Origin of the sequence: Parasphingorhabdus marina DSM 22363, assembly GCF_900128895.1 — a bacterium.
Lineage (GTDB): Bacteria > Pseudomonadota > Alphaproteobacteria > Sphingomonadales > Sphingomonadaceae > Parasphingorhabdus > Parasphingorhabdus marina.
Genome location: NZ_FSQW01000001.1, coordinates 829,478 through 851,312, shown reverse-complemented (window position 1 = coordinate 851,312; position 21,835 = coordinate 829,478). Strand labels below are relative to the sequence as shown.

Genomic DNA, 21,835 nt, shown 5'->3' with positions numbered 1-21,835 from the left:
CAGCCAAAGGATGATCCGTGACACAAAACCCCTCCATCTGGAGCTGGACCCTGACCGATGCCCCGGAACCGCTGTTCCGGAAACTGGTCTCTGCGTCCGACGAGGAATTCGAGTCGGAGGCCGCCACCGCGATGCTGGCCGCGGCGCCTGCTTTCGACGACAGTTTCGACGAAGCACTGGCCGAATCTGAGGCCGCCGAGTTTGCGGATGACGAAGACTGGGAAGAGGATTGGGATGGGGATGGCGAAGATGAAAATCTTGCCCCCCAGACCGATATTGCACTGTGCACCTCTCACATGTTTTTTGACGATCCCTGGGCATCGATGGAATATGAGGAGATCGACCGGCAGGTCGAGCAGCGCCTCGCATCCTACCGGGCCGCCATCAGCCAGGCAGTCGGCCATGAAGGCCAGCGATTCACCGATTTCATCGGCGCAGATCCCGCCACAATGGATGACGAAAAGGCGTTCACGCTGTATGAAATGGACGAATGGGCAGATCATGACCGGGTCTGGGAAAAAGGCGGGCATATCTACTTTCTGAACGTCCATCACGAGGACAAGGAACTGCCCATCGATATCGGTTTCGGGCGGACAACGGCAGACCGCTTCCGGAAACTCCGGGAAGTCGCCGCCCGGCTGACCTGAGGAGCGCCACCTCACCCGCCCGACGGCACCACAAACGATCCCGATGAATAAAAGCCTTGCCCGGGATATTGCCAAAGCTGGTCAAGGCGATATGCTGATTTCAGGGAGAGCCTATGGGGCAGGAAATCGAGACCACCAGTTTCACGGATGCTGATTCCCGCGAATTTGCGGAACATCTGCGAAAAGAAACCGACCTGCTCATGGCCTGGGAGAAGGAAGGCCGGATATCCGGTTCGCCGCGCACGGCAGGCTTCGAACTGGAATGCTGGCTGGTCGACCAGGACATGCAACCAGTTGCCCGCAACGAGGAATTTATCGCCGCGCTGGACAACGACCTGGTCGTGCCGGAGCTGTCCCGATTCAATCTGGAGTTTAACGGCGATCCGGAAATCCTGTCCGGAACCGGCATATCGGAGCTGCACAAAAATCTCGAGAAATTGTGGCGCGACGCGCGCGATACTGCAGCGCAGATGGATCTGCGGCTGGCGATGATCGGCATCCTGCCGACCGTGACCAGCGCGCATCTTTGCGAAGAGAACATGTCCGACGCCCGGCGCTACAAGGCGATCAACAACCAGATTTTCCGCCTGCGCAAGGGCCAGCCGATCCTGCTTGACATAGACGGTATCGAGCATCTGCAAAGCGAGCATATGGACGTGATGCTTGAAGCCGGAGCCACCTCGTTCCAGATCCATCTCAAGATTCCGGAAGGCGGCGGCACGGATTATTACAATGCCTCGAAATTGGCGTCAGCCCCGCTGATGGCGGTTTCGGCCAATTCGCCCTATCTGTTTGGCCGGGACCTTTGGGCCGAAAGCCGTATTCCCCTGTTCGAGCAGGCGGTGTCGGTCGGAAACTGGGACTATGCCGAGCGGGTCACATTTGGCGTCCGCTTTATCGAGGAGGGTTTTGGCGACATATTCTGCGCCAATCGCCAGCGCTATCCCGTGCTGCTGCCGCAATGCTCGGACCGGCCGCCGGAAAAAATGGACCATCTCCGCCTCCAGAACGGGACGATCTGGCGCTGGAATCGCCCGATTGTCGGCTGGGATGAGGACGGGACACCGCACTTCCGCATGGAACAACGCGTGGTACCGGCGGGCCCGACGATCGTCGATTCCATGGCCAACGCGGCCTTCTACTACGGTCTTGTCACCTGGTTTGCCGAGAATGAGGTCAGGCCGCATGCGCAATGCCAGTATCATACCGCGCGCGACAATTTTTATCTCGCAGCACATGATGGCCTAGACGCCAGAATCCGCTGGCAGCAGATTGACGACCGTCCGATTGACGAGCTGATCCTCGACCTGTTCCTGCCCATGGCCCATGCCGGACTGGAACAGCTGGACATTGCAAAAGCCGACCGCGAACTCTATCTCGGCATTATTGAACAGCGCGCCCGCACCGGGCAGACCGGTGCCGTCTGGCAGCGCCAATTTGTAAAGGAACATGGCGGCGACATGGCGCAGCTGCTCAAAAGCTACCTGCATTATCAGGATCTGGGCGAACCGGTGCACAGCTGGCCGCTGGACCCGTCGGAATAAACCGCTCACCATCATGCAACTTGCCCGTCCCGAACGCCTGCCGGATGCCTTTCTGACCTGCTCGCCCGCCGAGCTGCATGGCCTGCTTGACGGCCCGACTCTGGTATATCTGAAAGGCCGTCGCGATCCGCCGCTTTTTCTGACCATCCTGCAACATGGCAATGAACCGGTCGGCTTTCATGCCGTGCAGCGGATATTGCGCAAATATCAGGACAGCGAACTGCCGCGCTCGGTCTGGCTGTTCATCAGCAATGTGGAGGCAGCGGAACAGGGCGCACGGGTGCTGGGGCACCAGCAGGATTTCAACCGGGTCTGGCCGGGAACCGAATTGCCACCATGTCCCGAAAGCCGGATCATGCAGGAGGTGGTCGAAACCGTTACCGCCCGGCCACTTTTTCTCAGTATTGACCTGCACAACAATACCGGGCGCAATCCCCATTACGGATGCATCAACCGGCTCGATCCGGAATTTCTCCAGCTGGCGAGCCTTTTCGGGCGCACCGCCGTCTATTTTCGTCAGCCGGTAGGTGTCCAGTCACTGGCCATGTCGGAACATTGTCCGGCGATCACGATCGAATGCGGCAAGCCCGATGATCAGAGCGGCGTCGACGATGCGACCCGCTTTATCGACGACTGCCTGCACATGCATCATCTGCCCGACCATGATCCGGCCAGCGGCGACCTGATCCTGCTTCGGACGCACGCGAGGGTAAAGATCCGCCCGGAGCGGGATTTCAGTTTCGACAATAGCGGCAATGATGTCCGGTTCCGACCGGATATCGACCAGTTTAATTTCGGCCTTTTCCGGAAGGGCGAAACCCTTGCCGAGCTGGAAGCAGACGGTGACCTGCCGCTGACCGCGACGCTCGACAATGGGCAGGATATCGGATCAGAGCTGTTCGACATCCATGATGGCAAGCTGATCGCCAAAACCGATATCATCCCGTCCATGGCCACCACCGACGCGTTTGTGGCCCGACAGGACTGCCTGTTCTACGTCATGGAGCCGATGGACTCAGTGTGAGGTGGCGGGCTGTGATGTCTCAGGTGTGAACTGCCGCTCGCCGCTGCCGAACAGCAGATAGAACAGCAATCCGAAGGCTGATACAGCGGCCGCGACCTGAAAGACCAGCGCCCAGGACCCGGTACTGTCCAGTATCCAGCCGCTGACCATCACACCGACAATCCCGGGAATGGTGCCCGCCGTGTTGGTGATGCCCATCAACGTGCCGGCATGTTCCGGCGCGATGTCCATGTGGTTGACGAAAAAGCCGCTGACCGCAAATCCGCCAATGGCGCTGCCAACCGTCATGATGGCAATGGCGCCAACAGCGGATTCCACCTGCCCGACCAGCAGCAGGGCAATGATGCTGCCGCCAAAGCCGATGATCATCATCAGCTTGCGGACATGGGTGATGGTCATGCCCCGGCCAATCAGCCGGTCCGCGACCAGACCCGAAATGTTCATGCACAGAAACAGCGCGATGTGCGGCATCATCGCGAACAGGCCGACAGAGGCGTAATCCACGCCCAGCCCCTGTGTGACAAAGGTCGGTAGCCAGGCCAGCAGGACATAGAACCACCAGTTATTGCAGAAATGGGCGACAATGATGGCCCAGACCGGCATGTTGCCCAGCAAGGCGCCCCACGGTGTTGCCGTGGCCGGCGCCTCGGCGATCGTGTCGGCGGAAATCCGGTCGAGCTCGCTCTGGCTGATCCCGCTTTGCCGGGACGGGGTCGGAGCGATGGCATAGTACCAGATCACGCACCAGATAAAGCCGACGCCGCCGAACAGGTAAAACACCCATTCCCAGCCCCATTGCGCGACGATTATCGGCGTGGCGAGCAAGGCAAATACGGTGCCGAGCGGTATGCCGCTGTTCGAGAAACCGGCCGAGCGTGAGCGTTCCTTGACCGGGATCCAGCGGGCATAGAGTGCATAAATGGCAGGAAAGGTGACGGCCTCCCCCATGCCCATCAGAATCCGCGCAACGATCAGAACCGTGATGCCGAGCGCGGCTGCCGGCGGCGCGACCAGCGTGAACAGCGACCAGATGAACACACCGAAGCCGAGCACGACCTTGCCGCCATAACGGTCGGCCAGTTTGCCACCGACAACCTGGGTCAGCAGATAGCCGATGAAGAAACTGGAGAGCACCAGACCCTGAGTCGACAGGTCCCAGCCATAAGTCTCGACCATCGGGATGATCGCCACCGATATGGCGACCCGGTCCATGTAACAGATAAAGATGGCGAGAAACGCCATGAGCACCAGTTGATGGCGTTTTTGCATATGCTGACTTCCCCTGTTTTCGTCCCGATTCTTCTGTGATTTGCCGGGTGGCTATTTTCTTGCATATCTGGTGCGAATCCCCTATAGTTTCATTTGTAACTAAATTCTGCTTCCCTGAAACTATCTGTCCCAAGGAACAATCATGGCTGATCTGTTTGAAAATCCCGCTGGCCTGGACGGCTTTGAATTTGTTGAATTTTGTGCACCTGAAAAGGGTGTTCTGGAGCCTGTGTTCGAGGTGATGGGATTCTCCAAAATCGCCGAGCACCGGTCCAAGGACGTGCATCTGTGGCGCCAGGGCGGGATCAATCTGATCATCAATTACGAACCCAAATCTGCCGCCTGGTATTTCGCCCGCGAACATGGGCCTTCCGCTTGCGGCATGGCCTTCCGGGTACGCGATGCGCGCAAGGCTTGGGAACATCTGATCGCCAACGGGGCGGAACCGGTGCAGGTCGAAACCGGCCCGATGGAATTGCACATCCCGGCCATTCGCGGCATTGGGGGTGCGATTCTCTATCTGGTCGACCGCTATGACGGCGGTGAGCGCGGCGAGAATCTCAGCATATATGACATTGATTTCGAATATCTGCCCGGTGTTGATCGCCACCCGGTCGGTGCCGGTTTCAACATTATCGATCACCTGACCCATAATGTTTATGGCGGGCGGATGAAATACTGGGCGGACTATTACGAAACCCTGTTCAACTTCCGCGAAATCCGCTTCTTTGACATCAAGGGCGAATATACCGGCCTGACATCCAAGGCGCTGACCGCGCCGGATGGCAAGATCCGCATACCGCTCAATGAGGAAGGCGAAGGCGGCAAGGGCCAGATCGAGGAATTCCTGCGCGAGTTCAACGGTGAAGGCATCCAGCATATCGCGCTGATCTGTGACGATCTTGTGGCCTGCTGGGACCGGCTGAAGAAACTGGGCGTGCCGTTCATGACTGCGCCGCCGGCCACCTATTATGAAATGCTTGCGGAACGCCTTCCCGGCCATGGCGAAGACCCGGCAGCGCTCCAGACCCGGGGCATCCTGCTGGACGGAACCACAGAAGGTGGCGAACCGCGCCTGTTGCTGCAGATTTTCGCCGAACCGCAAATCGGCCCGGTCTTCTTCGAATTCATCCAGCGCAAGGGCGATGACGGTTTTGGCGAAGGCAATTTCAAGGCGCTGTTCGAAAGCATCGAACGCGATCAGGTTGCACGCGGTGTCCTCGACGTGAAGGAACCCGCCGAATGAGCGCGCCCAACCTTTCCGGCATCCACCATGTTGCCTATCGCTGCCGTGATGCGAAGGAAACGACCGAGTTTTACCAGCGCGTGATGGGCATGGATTTTGATATCGCCTTTGCCGAAAATGAAGTCCCTTCGACCGGCGAGCATGATCCCTATATGCATATTTTCCTGAATGCTGGGGGCGGTAATATTCTCGCCTTTTTCGAGCTGCCCGAACAGCCGGACATGGGCAAGGATCCCAACACGCCGGAATGGGTGCAGCATATTGCGTTCAAGGTCGAGACGCTCGACGAATTGCTCGCGGCCAAGGCCAATGCCGAGGCCGAAGGACTGGAAGTGCTCGGCCCGACCCATCACGGAATTTTCAAGTCCATCTATTTCTTCGATCCCAACGGGCATCGCCTCGAAATCGCCTGCGATATTGGTACGGATGAGGAAATGGCCGAATTGCGCCGCGTGGCTCCGGAGATGCTCGAGGAATGGAGCCAGACCAGGAAGGCACCCCAGCATGCCGCCTGGCTGCACGAAAAAGCCCGCGACGAGCATTGATCTCTCTCTTGATGCCCACCGATCATGCCGAGCTTGTCGAAGCATGAATTGCAGTGCATTGTCCCGTCATCTCTGCGTTCATCCTTCGACAAGCTCAGGATGAGCGGATCTGGAAAACCGCCGAAGGAAAAAGATGAAACTCGCCACGCTGAAAAATGATACGCGCGACGGCCGACTGGTTGTCGTATCCAGGGACCTGACGCGCTGTTGCGAAGCCGGTAATATTGCGCCGACGCTGCAGGCGGCGCTGGATGACTGGGAACAATGCGCGCCGAAACTGGAAGCGCTCTATCGCGATGTCGAGCATCAGGCGGTGCCCTGTGAGCGGTTTCACGAGAATGATGCCCACTCACCACTGCCCCGTGCCTATCAGTGGGCCGATGGCAGCGCCTATATCAATCATGTCGAACTGGTCCGAAAGGCGCGCGGTGCCGAGGTTCCGGAAAGTTTCTACCATGATCCGCTAATGTATCAGGGCGGCTCCGACGCGTTTCTGGGGCCCCGCGATGATATCCCGCTCGGTGATCCGGCCTGGGGCTGCGACATGGAAGGCGAAGTCGCGGTCATCACCGACGACGTGCCGATGGGCGCCAGCGATGCAGATGCCGCGGATCACATCAAGCTGGTGATGCTGTGCAACGACGTCTCGCTGCGCGGCCTGATCCCGGGTGAACTGGCCAAGGGCTTCGGCTTTTTCCAGTCCAAGCCGCCCTCGGCCTTTTCTCCGGTGGCGGTGACCCCGGACGAACTGGGCGATGCCTGGAAGGATTCCGTTGTCCATCTGCCGCTGCAGGTCGATTATAATCGCGAGCCCTTCGGCCGCGCCAATGCCGGGGTCGACGCGACCTTCAGCCTTGCCCAGCTCGTGGCGCATGCGGCAAAAACCCGCCCGCTCTGCGCCGGAACAATTATCGGTTCTGGCACGGTCTCCAATCAGGATGCCGATGGCGGGCCCGGCAAGCCGGTGTCCGAAGGCGGATTGGGATACAGCTGTATCGCCGAAATCCGGATGATCGAGACGATCAATGAGGGCGAAGCGAAAACCCCGTTCATGCGCCCAGGCGACACTGTCAAAGTCCAGATGCTGGATGCCGACGGACATTCGATCTTTGGTGCCATCCGGCAGGAAGTTGTGGCGGTTTGAGGGAGAGTTTATTTTGTTCCCTCAAGCGCCGGATTCTTTTTCTAACCTCAAGCGCCGGGCGCGGGAAGATTTTTTATTTGAACCTCAAGCGCCGGGCGCAGGCATCCGCCCGCTTGGCTACGCGCCATAAGGCGCGGCGGCCAGTCGGCCTTGCCTCCGCTTCGCGTCGGATTGGTGCCCTCTCGATAGATCGGTGAACCGAGCGCAGCGAGGCAAGCGCGACCGCGCGCCCGAGCTTATGCGAGGAAAGCCAAGGGCACGGATGTGCCCGCCCGGCGCTTGAGGGAAAAAATAGAGACTCAAGAGTCGCACGCGGAAACTTCTGTTTCCAGCCCGTTACACCGGCACCGCGGTTTCATATTTGATCCGCTCCATCGCAAAGCTGGCCGAGACGTCCGACAAAGGCACCGCCTTGATCAGCTTTTTGTAGACCCGGTCATAGTCCGCCATGTCGCGGACCAGCAGCTTCAGCATGTAGTCGACCTCGCCGGCCATGCGGTAAAATTCGACGACCTCATCAATCCCGGAGGCCGCGGCCGCGAATTTTTTCAGCCACTGGTCGCTATGGTCATTTGTCCGCACCGCAACAAAGGCGGTCATGCCGAGCCCGACCGCTTCCGGTTCGACAATGGCAACCCGCCGGGCGATAATACCGTCAGCCTCCATCCGCTTGATCCGGCGCCAGCAGGCATTGGTTGACAGGCTGAGCTGCGCCGCAAGATTTTCGAGGGACAGGCTCGCATCCTGTTGCAGCGCCTTCAATATGTTGCGGTCATTCTGGTCCAGTTTTTTGATTTCATTTGCCATTCGGTGAAAATATCACCGGAAATGGCAAATATACAGAAATATTTTCCGCTATCCCGTCAATGTTGCAACGTTACGATTGTCGTCGGTCCGCACGTCGACCGTCATGCCGATGAGATCGGTATCCTCCGGCGCGTCCGGCAGTACGCCGATCGCGGGCAACCCCTGTTCATCTTCCAGCCACAGGCTCGCGGCGCCGCGGCTTTTCTTGCCATAGGGCATGGCGTAGCTTTTGATCACGGCCTTGCCGTCAAAATAATATTCCTCCCGGATATGGTCGGTCTTCCCGATCCGGTGCGGAGCGGCAATCCGGTCTGGTGACCATCCGCCCTCCACCGGATGTGCGGCATAAATACCGACTGATTCCTTGTTGATCACGCCGCCATTGGCCGAGATCAGGCCGGGCCTGCTGCCGTCCCTGCGCAGTGCCTGGGTCAGGGCGACAATCCCGTGCGTGCTGTAGCTGTTGCCCGGCCCGCCGAAGAAACTGAGGCCACCGGTCAGCGTGTAGGAGCCCGGCGCCCGGTCGGGTGAGCCGAGCGCGTCGATGGCGAGCGACACCGCCACGGGGAAACAGCTGTAGATATCCATCGGGCCGATATCTTTCGCCTGCAGACCAGCGAGATCCATTGCGGTCGGGAAGGCATGTTCCATCGCGGAAGACACCGAAAGGTCCGGGCGCAGGCTCATCAGCGGTTCGCTCGCATCGGCCCCGCTGTGGAGGTAGATCATCTGGTCTTCGGCAATCCCGAGTTCCGCGGCATGACCCGCCGTCGTCATGATTACCGCAGCCCCCAGCTCCACCGCATCCTGTGCGACCATCCACCGGCGATAGGGATCGTTGAGGCGGTAATTGCCGTGCGCCTCTTCAAGCAGCTCTTCCGGAGTCCAGTGGCGTGCAAACTGGGCATGTTCGCGGGTCATCGAGACTTCAGAGAAGGCCGACCAGAGGCGGGCCATGTCCTGGGCATAGCTGTCCCGGTCCAAGCCCAGCCGGTCCCGTCGCGCATTTTCGACCATCGCATAAGCCATCGGCATATCGATAATCGCCTGCCGCCATTCATAAGGCGTGAGCATCTTGTCATCGTCCGTGCGCAGGTCGGTCATCTCGCGCGTGGCCGCCTGGTTCCAGTCCAGCGCCTTCTCGCTGCGCCGGGCCCGTTTGACCGTGCCGGTATTTTCCGCACTGGCAATGACAACCGCGGTATATTTGCCCGCATACAGGTCACAGGCCAGCTGGTTGACATGCTTTTGCGGACTCTGCCCGCCGACATCGCCATAAAGCAGTGTCGCAGGATCCAGCCCGGACGCGATGGCCACTGCTTCGGGATGGTTTTCCGGCGAGCCAAAAGGATGCGGCAATCCGCTGTCATGAAACAGGCGCGTGGACAGCAGACAATCAACGGAAGCGGCCAGTTTCTCCGCCGCTCCGCTGTCCGCCAGCGCGACCTTGACCGCAGCAGAAGCCAGCTCTGCCGTCGATGGCCACTCGGTGCCCTGCGCCGCTTTCAGAGCTTTTCCGCTCGATTCACCAACCCCGACCAGGACCGGCGCTTTCGGATCTGACATATTCAAAACAACATCCCTCAAATAAACAGTTCATCAATCGATTAAAACTGATAACAGACAGCCATATTCATGCACCTGTTAAATTGAGGATAGTGTCGATGAGCGGATGGCCCGAACTGGAATGGGACGAAGAACCAACGGGGCCGCTAAAGGGCCTCAAGATTGTCGACATGTCGACGGTGGTGCTCGGGCCCTTCGCCACCCTGAACTTCGCCGACATGGGCGCCGACGTGATCAAGATCGAAAATGGTCAGGGCAAAATGGCCGGTGACATGATGCGTCATGCCGGGGACAATCCCACCGGCGATCTCGGCCCGATTTTCACCGCGCTCAACCGCAACAAGAAATCGGTCACACTCAACGGCAAGGATGCGGCCGACAAGGCGGTCATTCTCGAACTGCTCAAACATGCCGATGTGTTTTTTCACAATGTCCGCCTCGCCGGCATGGAACGGCTCGGGCTGGACTATGAGAGCGTCAAGGCCGTGAATCCGGGTATTGTTTACGTCCATTGCGCCGGATTCGGTCAGGGCGGGGATTATTCGCATCGCCAGGCCTATGATGACCTGATCCAATGCGTGTCCGGCTTTGCCTCGCTTTTCGAAATGCGCGGTGACAGCGGCCGGCCGCTCTATGCCCCGTCTCTGATCGCCGACAAGACCATCGGGCTGTTCGCAGTCAATGCGACGCTGGCGGCCATGTATCACAAGGAAAAGACCGGCGAGGGACAGTTTGTCCAGGTGCCAATGTTCGAGGCCTTCACCTGGTTCAACATGGTCGAGAACCTGTGGGGGGAAACCTTCATCCCGGGCAATGGCCGGCTCGCCTATACCCGCTCGATCAACGCCAATCGCAAGCCCTATCCGACCAGGGACGGCTATATCGGACTGGTGCCTTACAATGACGCCCAGTGGCGAAAGTTTTTTGAACTCGGCGGTCGGCCGGGTGTGTTCGACGAACCGCGCTTCGCTACTTATTCGGAGCGGACAAAGAATATCACCGCACTCTATGGCATTATCGAGGAAATCGCCTCGACCAAGACATCCGAAGAATGGCTGGCACTGCTCGACGAACATAATATCCCGGCGATGCGCTACAACAAAATCGGTGATGTTCTGGAAGATCCCCATCTCGAGCAGGTCGGCTTCTGGCAGGAGCGCGAGGGCGAGAAAATCGGCAAATATCGCACCATCACCCACCCGGTCCACTATTCCGCAACCCCGGCCAATATCTATGCCGACCCGCCGACTCTCGGCGCGGACAATGACGAAGTTCGCGGCGCGCTTGGCATGCCGAAAGAGGAGAATGCAACATGAGCGACGCAGCGCCGGTCCACGTCATGGCGAACTTCACCGTACATGATGCGGCGAAATACCGGGTCTATGAAAAGGGCTTTTTCCCGATCCTCAAAAAACATGGCGGGACGTTCATCACCTTTGACGACGCATCCACCACGTTCGAAGGCAGTCATCCGCCGGAAGGCCGGGTGGTATTGTTCAAATTCCCCAGTGCCGAGGCTGCGACCGCCTGGTATAATGACCCCGACTATCAGGCCCTGTCCGAGCACCGCCGGGCCGGAACGGAGCTCAGGTTCCTGACCATGTTGCACGGCCTGCCACCCCGGGACTAGGCCCGGCATGGCGGCGCTTTATGACAGAATCGGCTCCGGTTATTCCCGTCTCCGCCAGCCCGATCCGCGCATTGCAAAGGTCATACATGCAGCGCTTGGTGACGCGCAATCGGTCCTCAATGTCGGTGCCGGTGCGGGGTCCTATGAGCCGGCGGATCGCACGGTAACGGCGCTGGAACCTTCCGCCGAAATGATCAGCCAGCGCCCACCGGATGCCGGCAAGGTCTTTCAGGGCGCCGCCGAGGCGCTGCCGTTCGAGGACCGGTCCTTTGACGCGGCCATGGCCATTTTGACGGTTCATCACTGGACCGATCTGGAAGCCGGTCTCCGCGAGATGCGACGCGTGGCAAAAGGGCCGCTGGTGATCCTCACCTTCGATCCCCACGCCCCCTATTTCTGGCTCGCCGACTATATCCCGGAGATCGTCGAACTGGACCAGCCGATCATGCCGGTTATGCCGGAATATGGACGGATTCTGGGTGATGTGGAAATCGCACCGGTTCCCATCCCTCATGATTGTACCGACGGCTTCCTCGGTGCCTACTGGCGACGACCGCATGCCTATCTCGATGCCGATGTCCGGTCGGCGATTTCCACCTTTGCCAAGCTGGATGATATCACCGCACCCTTGCAAAAGCTGGACGAAGACCTGGGCTCCGGTCTGTGGGAAGACCGCTATGGTGATCTGATGGAACGAGGCGCGCTCGATATCGGCTATCGGCTGGTGGTCACCAGCTAGTCCCGCGTCAGGCTGGCATGGACCCGGCTCAGGAAGCTGGGCACCATCATCGGATTGGCCTGGAACTCCTCATCGAAATCTGCCGTCGGTTTGGCTGCAACAATGTCATCCAGGCTTTTGCCTTCATCAATCAGTGCCTGCACCCGGTCGCGGACGATGGTCAGAACTGCGATATAGCGGGCCAGCTTCGCTCGCGTGGTGACAGGGCCGTGCCCGGGAACGACCTTGGTTTCGTCGTCAATCGCATCATGCACGGCCTGGCAAAAAGCAATCATGCCATCCATGTCCCCGCCATTGTCGGCGTCGATGAAGGGATAACCGGCATTGTTGAACACATCGCCCATATGCACCGCATTGACGCCGCGGAAAATCACCGCTGCGTCACCCGTCGTGTGCGCCGGTCCGACATGAACCAGCTCGATTTTCTGGTCGTTGATGTGGAACTGCATGGTCTTGTCAAAAGTGATGTCGGACAGGGCATGTTCCGGATAAGCCTTTTGCTCGGTTGCAAAGGGTCCGAAATTGATGACATGATCATTCAGCATCTTGTCACGGCTGTTGGATTGCGAGACGATCCAGCTGCCTTCCCTGCCCAGCGTCAGGTTTCCGTCGGCATGATCAAAATGCCAATGGGTATTGATCACGAAATCGACTTTCTCGCTGCCCAGTTCGGCCAGCGCGGCCTTGATCTTGGGCATCAGCTGCGGGAACTGGTCGTCCACGATCAGCGTGCCGTCCTTGCCCACCGAAACCGCGATATTGCCGCCCAGCCCGAACAGGACATGGAAGCCTTCGGCCAGCGTCTCGGTCCGGATTTCGGTTTTATCAAAGTCCCAGCCAAACAGCTTGAGCATCTGATCCATCGGCATGACCTCGACCGCCGGTGTGGTCCGGGCATGCGGATCTTGCGCGCCATGTGCGAGCGCAATCTGGCTCGCGCCCAAAGTCATCAGCGCGGCGGCATATCCGGCCAGTTTTTGCATTTTCATTCCCCTGAAAGGTCTATTTCGCCAATATTCCCGCCATGATCAGATCCACAGTCTGTTCCCGATAGGCATCGCGCATGCGTTCATCGAAATCCTCGCGGCCATAGCAATATTTCCAGACCAGCTTTCCGGTGAAAAACCGGTCCGCTGCACCGGTGACCGCCGAATAGAACAGATCCGGATTCATGTCGCGAAACACGCCGGATTTAATCCCCTCGCCAACAAAGATGTTATAGGCCTCGGACAGGGGTTTCAGATATTTGTCGGCAATATTGCGAGCCCCTTCCGGCGGAACATCGCGGATCAGCCGCATGGTCAAACGGTTGAGATAGGGAAATTCATAATAAGTATCGATCACCGCACCAATATGATGCCGCAGCTTGTCCTCGGGCGGCCAGTCCTTCTCGATGAGCAGGCCAATCTGCTCGAGGATATTGTCCATGTCGCGTTCGAGGATCGCCTCCATCAGGCCATCCTTGTTGCCAAAATAATATTTGACCAAAGCGCTGTTCAGGCCCGACCGCACCGACAGTTCGCTGAAGGAAATGTCGATCGTGTCACCTTCGCGCATGATCTGGCTGGCCGTTTCGATCAGCTTCTCGCGCGCGCCTTCGTCATTTGCCTTTGTCGCCAGTTTTTCGACACTCATGCTCTTCCCCCACGCAATACAGGTTACTTATAAACAGGTTCGTCCCACCAAGGGAAGGTGTCCGGCATGTCGGATGACACTTTGTCCGGATATTCCGGTGCGCGTTTCTCAAGAAAACTTGCCACGCCCTCGGCGGCATCGGCAGACTTGGCGCGATTGTAAATGAGCCGGCTGTCGACCCGGTGGGTATCCATCGGATGCGCGCCCTGGGGCAGTTGCCAGAGCATCTGGCGCGTCAGGGCTATCGAAACCGGCGCCGTGTTCTCGACAATTTCCCGGGCAATGGCATAGGCCGCCTCGAGCAGCTCTTCCCGCTTGTGCAGCGAACGCACCAAACCGCCCTTGAGCGCTTCGTCGGCATCGAACACGCGGCCGGTCATGCACCATTCGAGGGCCAGCGGACGCCCGACAATATGCGGCAGGAACCAGCTCGCCGCGGCATCGGGCGCAATGCCCCGCCGGGCAAAAACAAATCCGAAGCGCGCGGTATCCGCAGCAAGACGGATATCCATTGGCAGCTGCATTGTTGCACCAACGCCCACTGCAACGCCGTTGACCGCTGCGATTACCGGTTTGAGGCACTGAAAAATCCGCAAGGTCAGTTTGCCGCCGCCATCGCGCACGCGCAAGTCCGAATAATCCTCGACCGGGTCCTCGCTGGCGAAGGGCTTGCCGCCGCCTTCTGGCGTCAAGTCGGCGCCTGCACAAAAGGCGCGATCTCCAGCTCCTGTTACCACCACCGCACGGACATCATCATCCGCATCGATGCGATCAAAGGCATCGATCATTTCCTTCAGCATGACATTGGTGAAGGCATTCATCTTGTCCGGGCGATTGATCGTGATCGTCGCGATATTGTCGGCGACATCATAAAGGATCTGGGTATAGTCGGTCATCAGCTTCTCCTGCAGATACAAAAAGGGCCGCGAGTTTTTCGCAGCCCCCTTGTTCCAGTCTGTCTAGCGCGGGGCCATTCGGATACCGCCGTCAAGCCGGACATCCTCGCCGTTGAAATATCCGGTCTCGATCATGCACAGCGCCAGCTTCGCATATTCGTCCGGCACGCCCAGACGCGGCGGATGCGGCACCATGGCGCCCAGCGCATCGCGGACATTTTGCGGTGCACCGGCGAGCAGCGGTGTATCAAAAATACCAGGCAGGATGGTGTTGACGCGGATACCTTCGCGCGACAGATCGCGGGCGATCGGCAATGTCATGCCGACCACGCCGCCCTTGGACGCGGAATAGGCCGCCTGGCCGATCTGGCCATCTTCTGCCGCCACCGAAGCGGTGTTGACCATCGCTCCGCGATCGCCGTCAGCCAGCGGATCGAGCGTGAGCATGCCGGCCGCCGATTTGGCGATACAGCGGAAGGTGCCCACCAGATTGACCTGAATGACGAAATTGAAGGCATCCATCGGGAAATGCTTGATCGACCCGTCTTCCTTGGACCGGCTGGCGGTCTTGATCGCATTGCCGATCCCGGCACAGTTCACCAGGATGCGCTCCTGTCCGACTGCAGCGCGGGCTTTTTCAAAGCCGGCGTCGACGCTTTCGTCTTCGGTGACATTGACCTTGCAGAAGACCCCGCCCAGTTCCGAAGCGAGCGCTTCGCCCTTTTCCTCATTGAGATCGAACAGCGCGACCTTCACGCCTTTTTCCGCAAGACGCCGCGCCGTGGCCGCGCCAAGTCCGGAAGCACCGCCAGTGATCACGGCGGAGATATTTTCATTGAGTTCCATTATTGTGTCTTTCTTCTGTCTGTCGTCAGTTCAATCGTTCGATAATCGTGACATTGGCCTGGCCGCCGCCTTCGCACATGGTCTGCAGGCCGGTCTTCGCGCCTTTCTGCTCCATCGCGTTGAGCAAGGTTGCCATCAGCTTGGTGCCCGACGCGCCGAGCGGGTGACCCAGCGCAATGGCGCCGCCATGGACATTGATCTTGCTGCGGTCGGCACCGGTATGCTTGAGCCAGGCCAAAGGCACCGGGGCAAAGGCTTCATTGACTTCATACATGTCGATATCATCAATCTTCATGCCCGCCCGTTCCAGTGCGCGATCGGTTGCGAACAACGGTTCTTCGAGCATGATCACCGGATCACCCGCGGTGACCGTCAGATTGAGGATCTTCGCCCGCGGCGTCAGTCCATGGTCTTTCAAAGCCTGTTCCGAGCAGACCAATACAGCACTGGATCCGTCACAGATCTGGCTGGCATTGGCCGCGGTAATCGCGCCGCCTTCCTGCAGCACTTTCACGCCGCTGATGCTTTCCATCGAGGCGTCAAAGCGGATACCTTCATCGACCTTGTGCATTTCCTCACCTTCCGGGGTTTCGACTTTCATCGCGACAATCTCGTTGGCAAAGGCCCCGGATTCAGTCGCGGCAATCGCCTTCTGGTGGCTTTCCAGCGCAAACTGGTCCAGGTCGGACCGGTCAAAACCATGCTTTTTCACCAGCATTTCGGCGCCCATGAATTGGCTGAACTGAACGCCAGGATAGGCTTCTTCGAGCCGCTCGGACTTGTTGGTGCCGAGGCCGGCATCCTTAAACAGTTTGAAGGTTGATCCCATCGGTACACGGGTCATGCTTTCAATGCCATGCGCGAGGACCATATCCTGGGTGCCGGACATGATGCCTTGGGCCGCGAACTGGATCGACTGTTGCGAGGAACCGCACTGGCGGTCGATAGAAACCGACGGGATGCTGTCCGGCAGCTTCGATGCGAGAACCGCGTTGCGGCCAACATCGCCCGACTGCTCTCCGCCCTGCATCACACAGCCGGTGATCACGTCTTCGATCGCAGAGGGGTCAAAGTCATTGCGGTCGGCAATCGCATCAAGCGTTGCCGCGCCAAGATCTACCGGGTGAACACCGGCGAGACGGCCACCGCGGCGTCCTCCTGCGGTACGTACTGCGTCTACAATATAGGCTTCTGCCATGTTCCTGCTCCTTTGAGATATGTAATGGGATTCGAAATTTAACTGACCGATTAAACCGCCGACGCTCTAGCGTCAAATGAAAAAGCCGGTCATCACAATAGTGATAACCGGCCTGTTACTCCCCTTCCGCAAGCGGGAGGGGCTGGGGGAGGGATTGGTGAGAATGCTACCTCATGCCCTCCCAGTTTGCCGGCAGCTTCGTCCCCCGGACGAAGCCGGGAGCCGTCAAGCTCACCTCCCGTAAACGGGAGGGGGATTATTCAGGCAGGGACATTGTCTTTCTTGACCGTGATCACCTGCGGATAGGTGAACTCAAGCAGGCCTTCCTTGCCATATTCGGCGCCAAAGCCGGACTGCTTGTGTCCGCCAAAGGGGGCAAAGGGTGACAGGTGAAGGAATTCATTCACCCACACCGTACCGGTTTCCAGCTGCTCGGCAATTTCCACGCCCTTGTCGGGATCGGCGGTCCAGACCGCACCGGCAAGGCCATATTCGCTGTCATTCGCGCGGCTGATGGCTTCCTCTTCCGAACTGAACTTCATCAGCGGCATGACCGGGCCAAATTGTTCTTCCGCAACAATCCGCGCATCTTCGGGCGGGTTGTCGAGAATCGTGATCGGCATATAATAGCCCGGCACGTCCGGATCATGGTCGCCGCCGACCAGGAACTTGTAGCCATTGTCCTTGGCGTCCTGGACCAGCTCAATCACCCGCTCATATTGCTTCTTGTTCTGGATCGGGCCCACGGCAGTACCCTGCTGGGAGCCGTCACCGACTTTCACATGTTTCGCATATTCGGCGATCGCGGCGCTCAGCTCGTCATAGATATCCTCGTGGATATAGATGCGCTTGGCAGCCACACAGATCTGGCCGGCATTGGTGAAACTCGACCAGAACAGCTGCTCCGCGACCTTTTCCACATTGGCGTCCGGCAGGACGATCGACGCATCATTACCGCCCAGCTCCAGCGTGATCCGCTTGAGGTCCTGCGATGCGCCTTCCATGATCTTCTTGCCAGTCGCGGTCGAGCCGGTGAAGGTGATCTTGTCAATATCGGGATGTGCCGTGATCAGCGGCCCGAGGCTGTCTTCCCCGGTGATGATGTTCACGGTCCCGGCCGGCGCCACATCTTTGATCAGCTCTGCCAGACGCAGTGTCGTGAGCGGCGTGAAAGGCGACGGCTTGAGCACGATGGTGCAGCCTGACAACAGCGCTGGCGCAATTTTCTGCACCGCCATCATGACCGGGAAATTCCACGGCACGATGCCGCCGACAACACCGACCGGCACCCGGCGGGTGCGGCTCAGCCGTTCCTCGGTATCTTCGTTGATCTCGTCTTCCAGCTCCAGCGTTGCCTGGGATCCCGCCATATAGGCCGCGCCCATGATCTCGCCCTGGGCCTGCTGATGCGGCTTGCCCTGCTCGGTGGTCAGCAAACGGAACAGCTCGTCACTATTGTCGTTGATCACGCCGGCAATTGCCTGGACCACGGCGCGCCGTTCGTCGATGGGCTTTTTCGACCAGGTCTTGAACGCGGCCCGTGCAGCGGCCACCGCCTGATTAAGCTCATCTTCGCCGCACGCCGGAACCTGGCCGATAACCTCTTCATTGGCCGGATTGACGACGTCCAGCATGTCGCTGGTACTGATCAGCTCTCCGTTGATCAAATTCTTGTACTGGGTAACCATGTTGCTCTCCTTTGGGAATTTTGCCTGAATTCTGTTTCTATTTGAGTCGCTTGTAGCGCATTACAAGGGCGGCGACGCCTCTCATTTTGATAGAGTATATCTAACGGGGAGCGTCTTGAGCCCGCCAACAAAAGTGGAACGGGCGCGTTTCGGTTCTCCGGCAAGCTCGATCGTCTCGATCCGGTCGAGCAGCTCGTTGAACAGGATTCGCATTTCCAGCCGGGCAAGGTGCAGCCCGAGGCACTGATGCGCACCGGCACCAAAGGCCGCATGGCGATTGGGAGACCGCGCCGCGTCAAATTTGCGGGGATTTTCAAACTGGGCAGGATCATGATTGGCGGCGACATAGTTGATCATCAGCCAGTCATCCTTGGCGATCTTCTGACCGGCAATTTCCGTGTCCTCGGCCGCTGTGCGCATGAAATGCTGTACCGGGGTGGTCCAGCGAATCGCCTCCTCGACAATGCCGGGGAGCAGGTCGCGATCCGCCTTGACCCGCGCAAATTGTTCGGGATCCTGCGCCAGAGCCATCATCGCACCCGCGGTCGAGGCCGAGGTGGTGTCATGCCCGGCACTGGCGACGATGATATAATATCCGGCCATGTCCCGGTCATTCAGTGGTTCTCCGTCAACGGTGGCATTGGCAATTACACTCGCCACATCGTCGGTCGGATTGGCCCGGCGATCCGCCGCCATTTTTGCAAAATAGGCCTCAAAATCGGCCACTGCGCCGGCCACGATCTGGGTGATCTGCTCCGGTGTCATGTCCTTCATGCCGGAGCCCGACAGGTCTTCATCCTGCCCGCCGAACATCTGCTGGGTCAGGAACAGCATGCGCTGCTCATCCTCTTCCGGCACGCCGAGAATCTGCATCACCACATGGAGCGGATAGGGCGCCGACACCAGCGGCACAAAATCCGCCTCCCCGCCCGCTTCGGCCAGCCGGTCCACCGTGGCTTTCGCGATCGCTCCAATCTCTTCTTCCATCTTGCGGAGGTTTTTCGGCATGAACCAGTCCTGCGTCAGCCGGCGATATTTGGGATGTATCGGTGCATCGAACACGACCAGCGAGTCGACCAGCATCTTGCTGCCCGTCACTTTCAACGAGAATTCGATGGCCTCCCGGGTTGACAGGACCACGGGTCGCGGATTGTTCAGAAAGGTCGCATTGTCCTTCGAGATGCGCATCACATCTTCATAGCGCGTGACCAGCCAGAAGGGATCGAAACCGCCGTCGGCCAGGTCGACCCGGGCCACGGGCATGGTGTCCCGGATATGGTCGAACGTGTCGAGCAGGCCGTTCCATTCGGCATAACTGCCCGGATCGATGACGGCGGTCGCCAATTGCGGCGACAGGGTTGGCGTATCGCTTTCTGCTGTCTCGTTCATTTCACCTCTCTCCATGGTCTTTCTGTCGGGTCGCGCCTGCGGCAAAGCCTTCCGTCGGCAGGTCACTCATGTAGATCACGATCTTTTCGATCTGCCCGGCCGCATCGCAATGGAAGAAATTGCAATTGTGCATGTCGGTTCTGCTGCCATCGGCGACGCTGGTCAGCGCGATATGAAATCTGACGGCGACAGTGCCGTTCTCCGGATCCGCTGTCGTCTGGAAATCATCAATATCGATCGGCGCATAGCTCTCCAGAAATTCCTGAAAATGCGCCGCTATTGCCTCTTTTCCTTTAAAGGCAATGGCCAGTGGCGGAATGGCCATGGTCGCATCCGGGCTGATATTGCCCATTAGTCCATCCATGTCCCGCGCCACGACTCGCCCGAAATATCCGTCCACCGCCAGCTTGCGCAACGCTTCGGAAGACAGGCCGGGGTTCATCAGACGATCCGGCTGCCGGTCTTGCCCCAATATTCATCGCGGAGCAGCCGCTTGTACAATTTGCCCGTCGCCTCGCGCGGCAGTTCGGCGCGGAAATCGATCTGGCGTGGCACCTTGACGCCTGAGAGGCTTTCGCGCAGCCACGCTTCCAGTTCCTGCGCGAAATCTGCACCGGCATCGGCCATGTCCATCGGCTGCACCACCGCGACCACCTTTTCGCCCATATCCTCATCCGGCGCGCCAATCACGGCGGCATCGGATATTTTCGGATGTGTCACCAGCAGATTCTCGATCTCCTGTGGATAGATATTCACCCCGCCGGAAATGATCATGAAGCTCTTGCGATCGGTCAGATAGAGAAAACCGTCGGCATCGACTTTCCCGACATCACCCAGTGAAGTCCAGCCGTGGCTATTGGCCGCTGCTTTCGTTTTTTCCGGATCATTGTGATAGGAAAAGGGGCTGCCGCCCTCGAAATAGATCTGTCCTTCCTCGCCGGTCGGCACCTCATTGTCATTTTCGTCACAAATGCGGACCGTGCCCAGCAGAGCCTTGCCCACAGAGCCCTTGTGTTCGAGCCAGTCAGCGGAGTTGATAAAGGTAAAGCCGTTGCCTTCGGAACCGGCATAATATTCCATGATCACCGGTCCCCACCATTCGATCATCTTTTCCTTCACCGGAACCGGGCAAGGCGCTGCCGCATGGACTGCGCTCTTCAGCGACGACACGTCATATTTCTGGCGCACCTCGTCGGGAAGCTTGAGCATGCGGTTGAAATGGGTTGGCACCCACTGGCTGACATCGACCTGATATTTTTCGATCAGCGCCAGCGCCTGCTCGGGATCGAATTTTTCCATGATGATCGTGGTGCCGCCCAGTCTGTGCACGGTCATGCACCAGCGCAGCGGCGCCGCATGATAAAGTGGAGCAGGTGAAAGATAGGTACATCCCGGCGCAAATCCGAACGCGCCCTGCGCGATCGCGACGAGCGCATTGGGCTGGGCAATATCTTCGTTCTCGGGAAACGGTATACGCACCCCTTTCGGTCGGCCGGTGGTGCCGGAGGAGTAGAGCATGTCCATCCCGTGCCGTTCATCCGCAATCGGCGTATCCGGCTGCGCCGCCAGTGCAGGCACGACAGCACGTTCGTCATCCACGCCATAGGCATATTGCTTCACACCGGGATTGAGGTCTCGGAGCTCGTCAATGACGGCCAGTTTGGCCGCGGAACTGATCAGCATGTCGGCCGCACTGTCCTGCAGGATGTAGCTGACCTCTGCTGCGGTCAGCCGGCTGGGAATGGCGACATAATACAGCCCCGCACGCTGGGCGCCCCAGACGATCGAAAAATAATCCGGGTCATTGTCGAGAAAGACAGCAACCGTGTCGCCAATCTTCAGGCCTTCCGCACGATAGAGATGCGCATAGCGATTGCTGGCCCGGTCCAGCTCTGCATAGCTGCGGGTTTCACCGGAACCGGCCATGATGATTGCGGGTTTGTCAGGATGTTCTTGCGCATGCAGACTGGGATGCATTTTGTATTTCTCTCCATCAGGGCAGGATTCACCTCTCGGCGGGTG

Annotated in this window: 21 protein-coding genes; 9 read left to right on the top strand and 12 right to left on the bottom strand. The window is 58.8% G+C overall.

Going from position 1 to position 21,835, the window contains the following annotated elements:
• The first annotated feature begins 17 nt into the window (after positions 1-17).
• From BUQ90_RS04265 to BUQ90_RS04255, 3 genes are all read left to right on the top strand, one after another.
• Positions 18-647 carry a hypothetical protein gene (locus tag BUQ90_RS04265; protein WP_074203864.1) on the top strand — a complete coding sequence of 210 codons (630 nt, stop codon included), beginning with the start codon at positions 18-20 and terminating at the stop codon, positions 645-647.
• A 113-nt stretch (positions 648-760) separates the two neighbouring features.
• Entirely contained in the window at positions 761-2,191 is a 1,431-nt protein-coding gene (locus BUQ90_RS04260) for a glutamate-cysteine ligase family protein (RefSeq protein ID WP_074203863.1), read from the top strand.
• A 13-nt stretch (positions 2,192-2,204) separates the two neighbouring features.
• Positions 2,205-3,215 (top strand): M14 family metallopeptidase, encoded by a 1,011-nt coding sequence (locus BUQ90_RS04255; RefSeq protein WP_074203862.1) that lies wholly within the window; start codon positions 2,205-2,207, stop codon positions 3,213-3,215.
• Here the strand turns inward: BUQ90_RS04255 and BUQ90_RS04250 are convergent.
• Complete coding sequence (locus BUQ90_RS04250; RefSeq protein ID WP_074203861.1) at positions 3,207-4,484, bottom strand: ACS family MFS transporter; 1,278 nt, start codon at positions 4,482-4,484, stop codon at positions 3,207-3,209. The two genes, BUQ90_RS04255 and BUQ90_RS04250, sit on opposite strands and share 9 nt — an antisense overlap.
• 142 nt (positions 4,485-4,626) lie before the next feature.
• On the opposite strand from BUQ90_RS04250, the gene hppD reads away from it, so the two are divergent.
• From hppD to BUQ90_RS04235, 3 genes are all read left to right on the top strand, one after another.
• Entirely contained in the window at positions 4,627-5,730 is a 1,104-nt protein-coding gene (hppD, locus tag BUQ90_RS04245; RefSeq protein WP_074203860.1) for a 4-hydroxyphenylpyruvate dioxygenase, read from the top strand.
• Positions 5,727-6,275: a VOC family protein gene (locus tag BUQ90_RS04240; protein WP_074203859.1), complete on the top strand. Its 549-nt coding sequence runs from the start codon at positions 5,727-5,729 to the stop codon at positions 6,273-6,275. Before hppD ends, BUQ90_RS04240 begins: the two co-directional genes overlap by 4 nt.
• 133 nt (positions 6,276-6,408) lie before the next feature.
• Positions 6,409-7,419 (top strand): fumarylacetoacetate hydrolase family protein, encoded by a 1,011-nt coding sequence (locus BUQ90_RS04235; RefSeq protein WP_074203858.1) that lies wholly within the window; start codon positions 6,409-6,411, stop codon positions 7,417-7,419.
• A gap of 336 nt (positions 7,420-7,755) precedes the next feature.
• Here BUQ90_RS04235 and BUQ90_RS04230 read toward each other — a convergent pair whose 3' ends face one another.
• Together BUQ90_RS04230 and BUQ90_RS04225 are read right to left on the bottom strand one after the other, a co-directional pair.
• On the bottom strand, positions 7,756-8,226 hold the full coding sequence (locus BUQ90_RS04230) for an Lrp/AsnC family transcriptional regulator (protein WP_074203857.1): 471 nt from the start codon (positions 8,224-8,226) through the stop codon (positions 7,756-7,758).
• Between the two features lie 48 nt (positions 8,227-8,274).
• On the bottom strand, positions 8,275-9,792 hold the full coding sequence (locus BUQ90_RS04225; protein WP_074203856.1) for a hypothetical protein: 1,518 nt from the start codon (positions 9,790-9,792) through the stop codon (positions 8,275-8,277).
• A gap of 98 nt (positions 9,793-9,890) precedes the next feature.
• On the opposite strand from BUQ90_RS04225, the gene BUQ90_RS04220 reads away from it, so the two are divergent.
• From BUQ90_RS04220 to BUQ90_RS04210, 3 genes are read left to right on the top strand one after another with little or no spacing between them, the layout of a single operon-like run.
• On the top strand, positions 9,891-11,108 hold the full coding sequence (locus BUQ90_RS04220; protein ID WP_074203855.1) for a CaiB/BaiF CoA transferase family protein: 1,218 nt from the start codon (positions 9,891-9,893) through the stop codon (positions 11,106-11,108).
• Positions 11,105-11,422, top strand: coding sequence for a DUF1330 domain-containing protein (locus BUQ90_RS04215; RefSeq protein ID WP_074203854.1), 318 nt, complete (start codon positions 11,105-11,107; stop codon positions 11,420-11,422). The genes BUQ90_RS04220 and BUQ90_RS04215 overlap by 4 nt, the downstream gene beginning before the upstream one ends.
• Before the next feature lie 7 nt (positions 11,423-11,429).
• Complete coding sequence (locus BUQ90_RS04210; protein WP_074203853.1) at positions 11,430-12,161, top strand: class I SAM-dependent methyltransferase; 732 nt, start codon at positions 11,430-11,432, stop codon at positions 12,159-12,161.
• Here BUQ90_RS04210 and BUQ90_RS04205 read toward each other — a convergent pair.
• From BUQ90_RS04205 to BUQ90_RS04165, 9 genes are all read right to left on the bottom strand, one after another.
• Positions 12,158-13,144 (bottom strand): MBL fold metallo-hydrolase, encoded by a 987-nt coding sequence (locus BUQ90_RS04205; protein ID WP_159437026.1) that lies wholly within the window; start codon positions 13,142-13,144, stop codon positions 12,158-12,160. The genes BUQ90_RS04210 and BUQ90_RS04205 overlap by 4 nt on opposite strands.
• Before the next feature lie 19 nt (positions 13,145-13,163).
• A complete protein-coding gene (locus tag BUQ90_RS04200) occupies positions 13,164-13,796 on the bottom strand; it encodes a TetR family transcriptional regulator (protein WP_074203852.1) in 633 nt (210 codons plus the stop codon).
• A 23-nt stretch (positions 13,797-13,819) separates the two neighbouring features.
• The gene (locus BUQ90_RS04195; RefSeq protein ID WP_074204867.1) at positions 13,820-14,692 is read right to left on the bottom strand and encodes a crotonase/enoyl-CoA hydratase family protein; all 873 of its coding nucleotides are present in this window, start codon (positions 14,690-14,692) and stop codon (positions 13,820-13,822) included.
• 63 nt (positions 14,693-14,755) lie between these two features.
• Positions 14,756-15,538, bottom strand: coding sequence for an SDR family NAD(P)-dependent oxidoreductase (locus tag BUQ90_RS04190; RefSeq protein ID WP_074203851.1), 783 nt, complete (start codon positions 15,536-15,538; stop codon positions 14,756-14,758).
• A 25-nt stretch (positions 15,539-15,563) separates the two neighbouring features.
• A complete protein-coding gene (locus tag BUQ90_RS04185; RefSeq protein ID WP_074203850.1) occupies positions 15,564-16,736 on the bottom strand; it encodes an acetyl-CoA C-acetyltransferase in 1,173 nt (390 codons plus the stop codon).
• 260 nt (positions 16,737-16,996) lie between these two features.
• The gene (locus BUQ90_RS04180) at positions 16,997-18,424 is read right to left on the bottom strand and encodes an aldehyde dehydrogenase family protein (protein ID WP_074203849.1); all 1,428 of its coding nucleotides are present in this window, start codon (positions 18,422-18,424) and stop codon (positions 16,997-16,999) included.
• Between the two features lie 81 nt (positions 18,425-18,505).
• A complete protein-coding gene (locus BUQ90_RS04175) occupies positions 18,506-19,813 on the bottom strand; it encodes a cytochrome P450 (protein WP_074203848.1) in 1,308 nt (435 codons plus the stop codon).
• A 1-nt stretch (position 19,814) separates the two neighbouring features.
• Positions 19,815-20,255, bottom strand: coding sequence for a nuclear transport factor 2 family protein (locus tag BUQ90_RS04170; RefSeq protein WP_074203847.1), 441 nt, complete (start codon positions 20,253-20,255; stop codon positions 19,815-19,817).
• The gene (locus BUQ90_RS04165; RefSeq protein WP_074203846.1) at positions 20,255-21,790 is read right to left on the bottom strand and encodes an acyl-CoA synthetase; all 1,536 of its coding nucleotides are present in this window, start codon (positions 21,788-21,790) and stop codon (positions 20,255-20,257) included. The genes BUQ90_RS04170 and BUQ90_RS04165 overlap by 1 nt, the downstream gene beginning before the upstream one ends.
• Between the last annotated feature and the right edge of the window lie 45 nt (positions 21,791-21,835).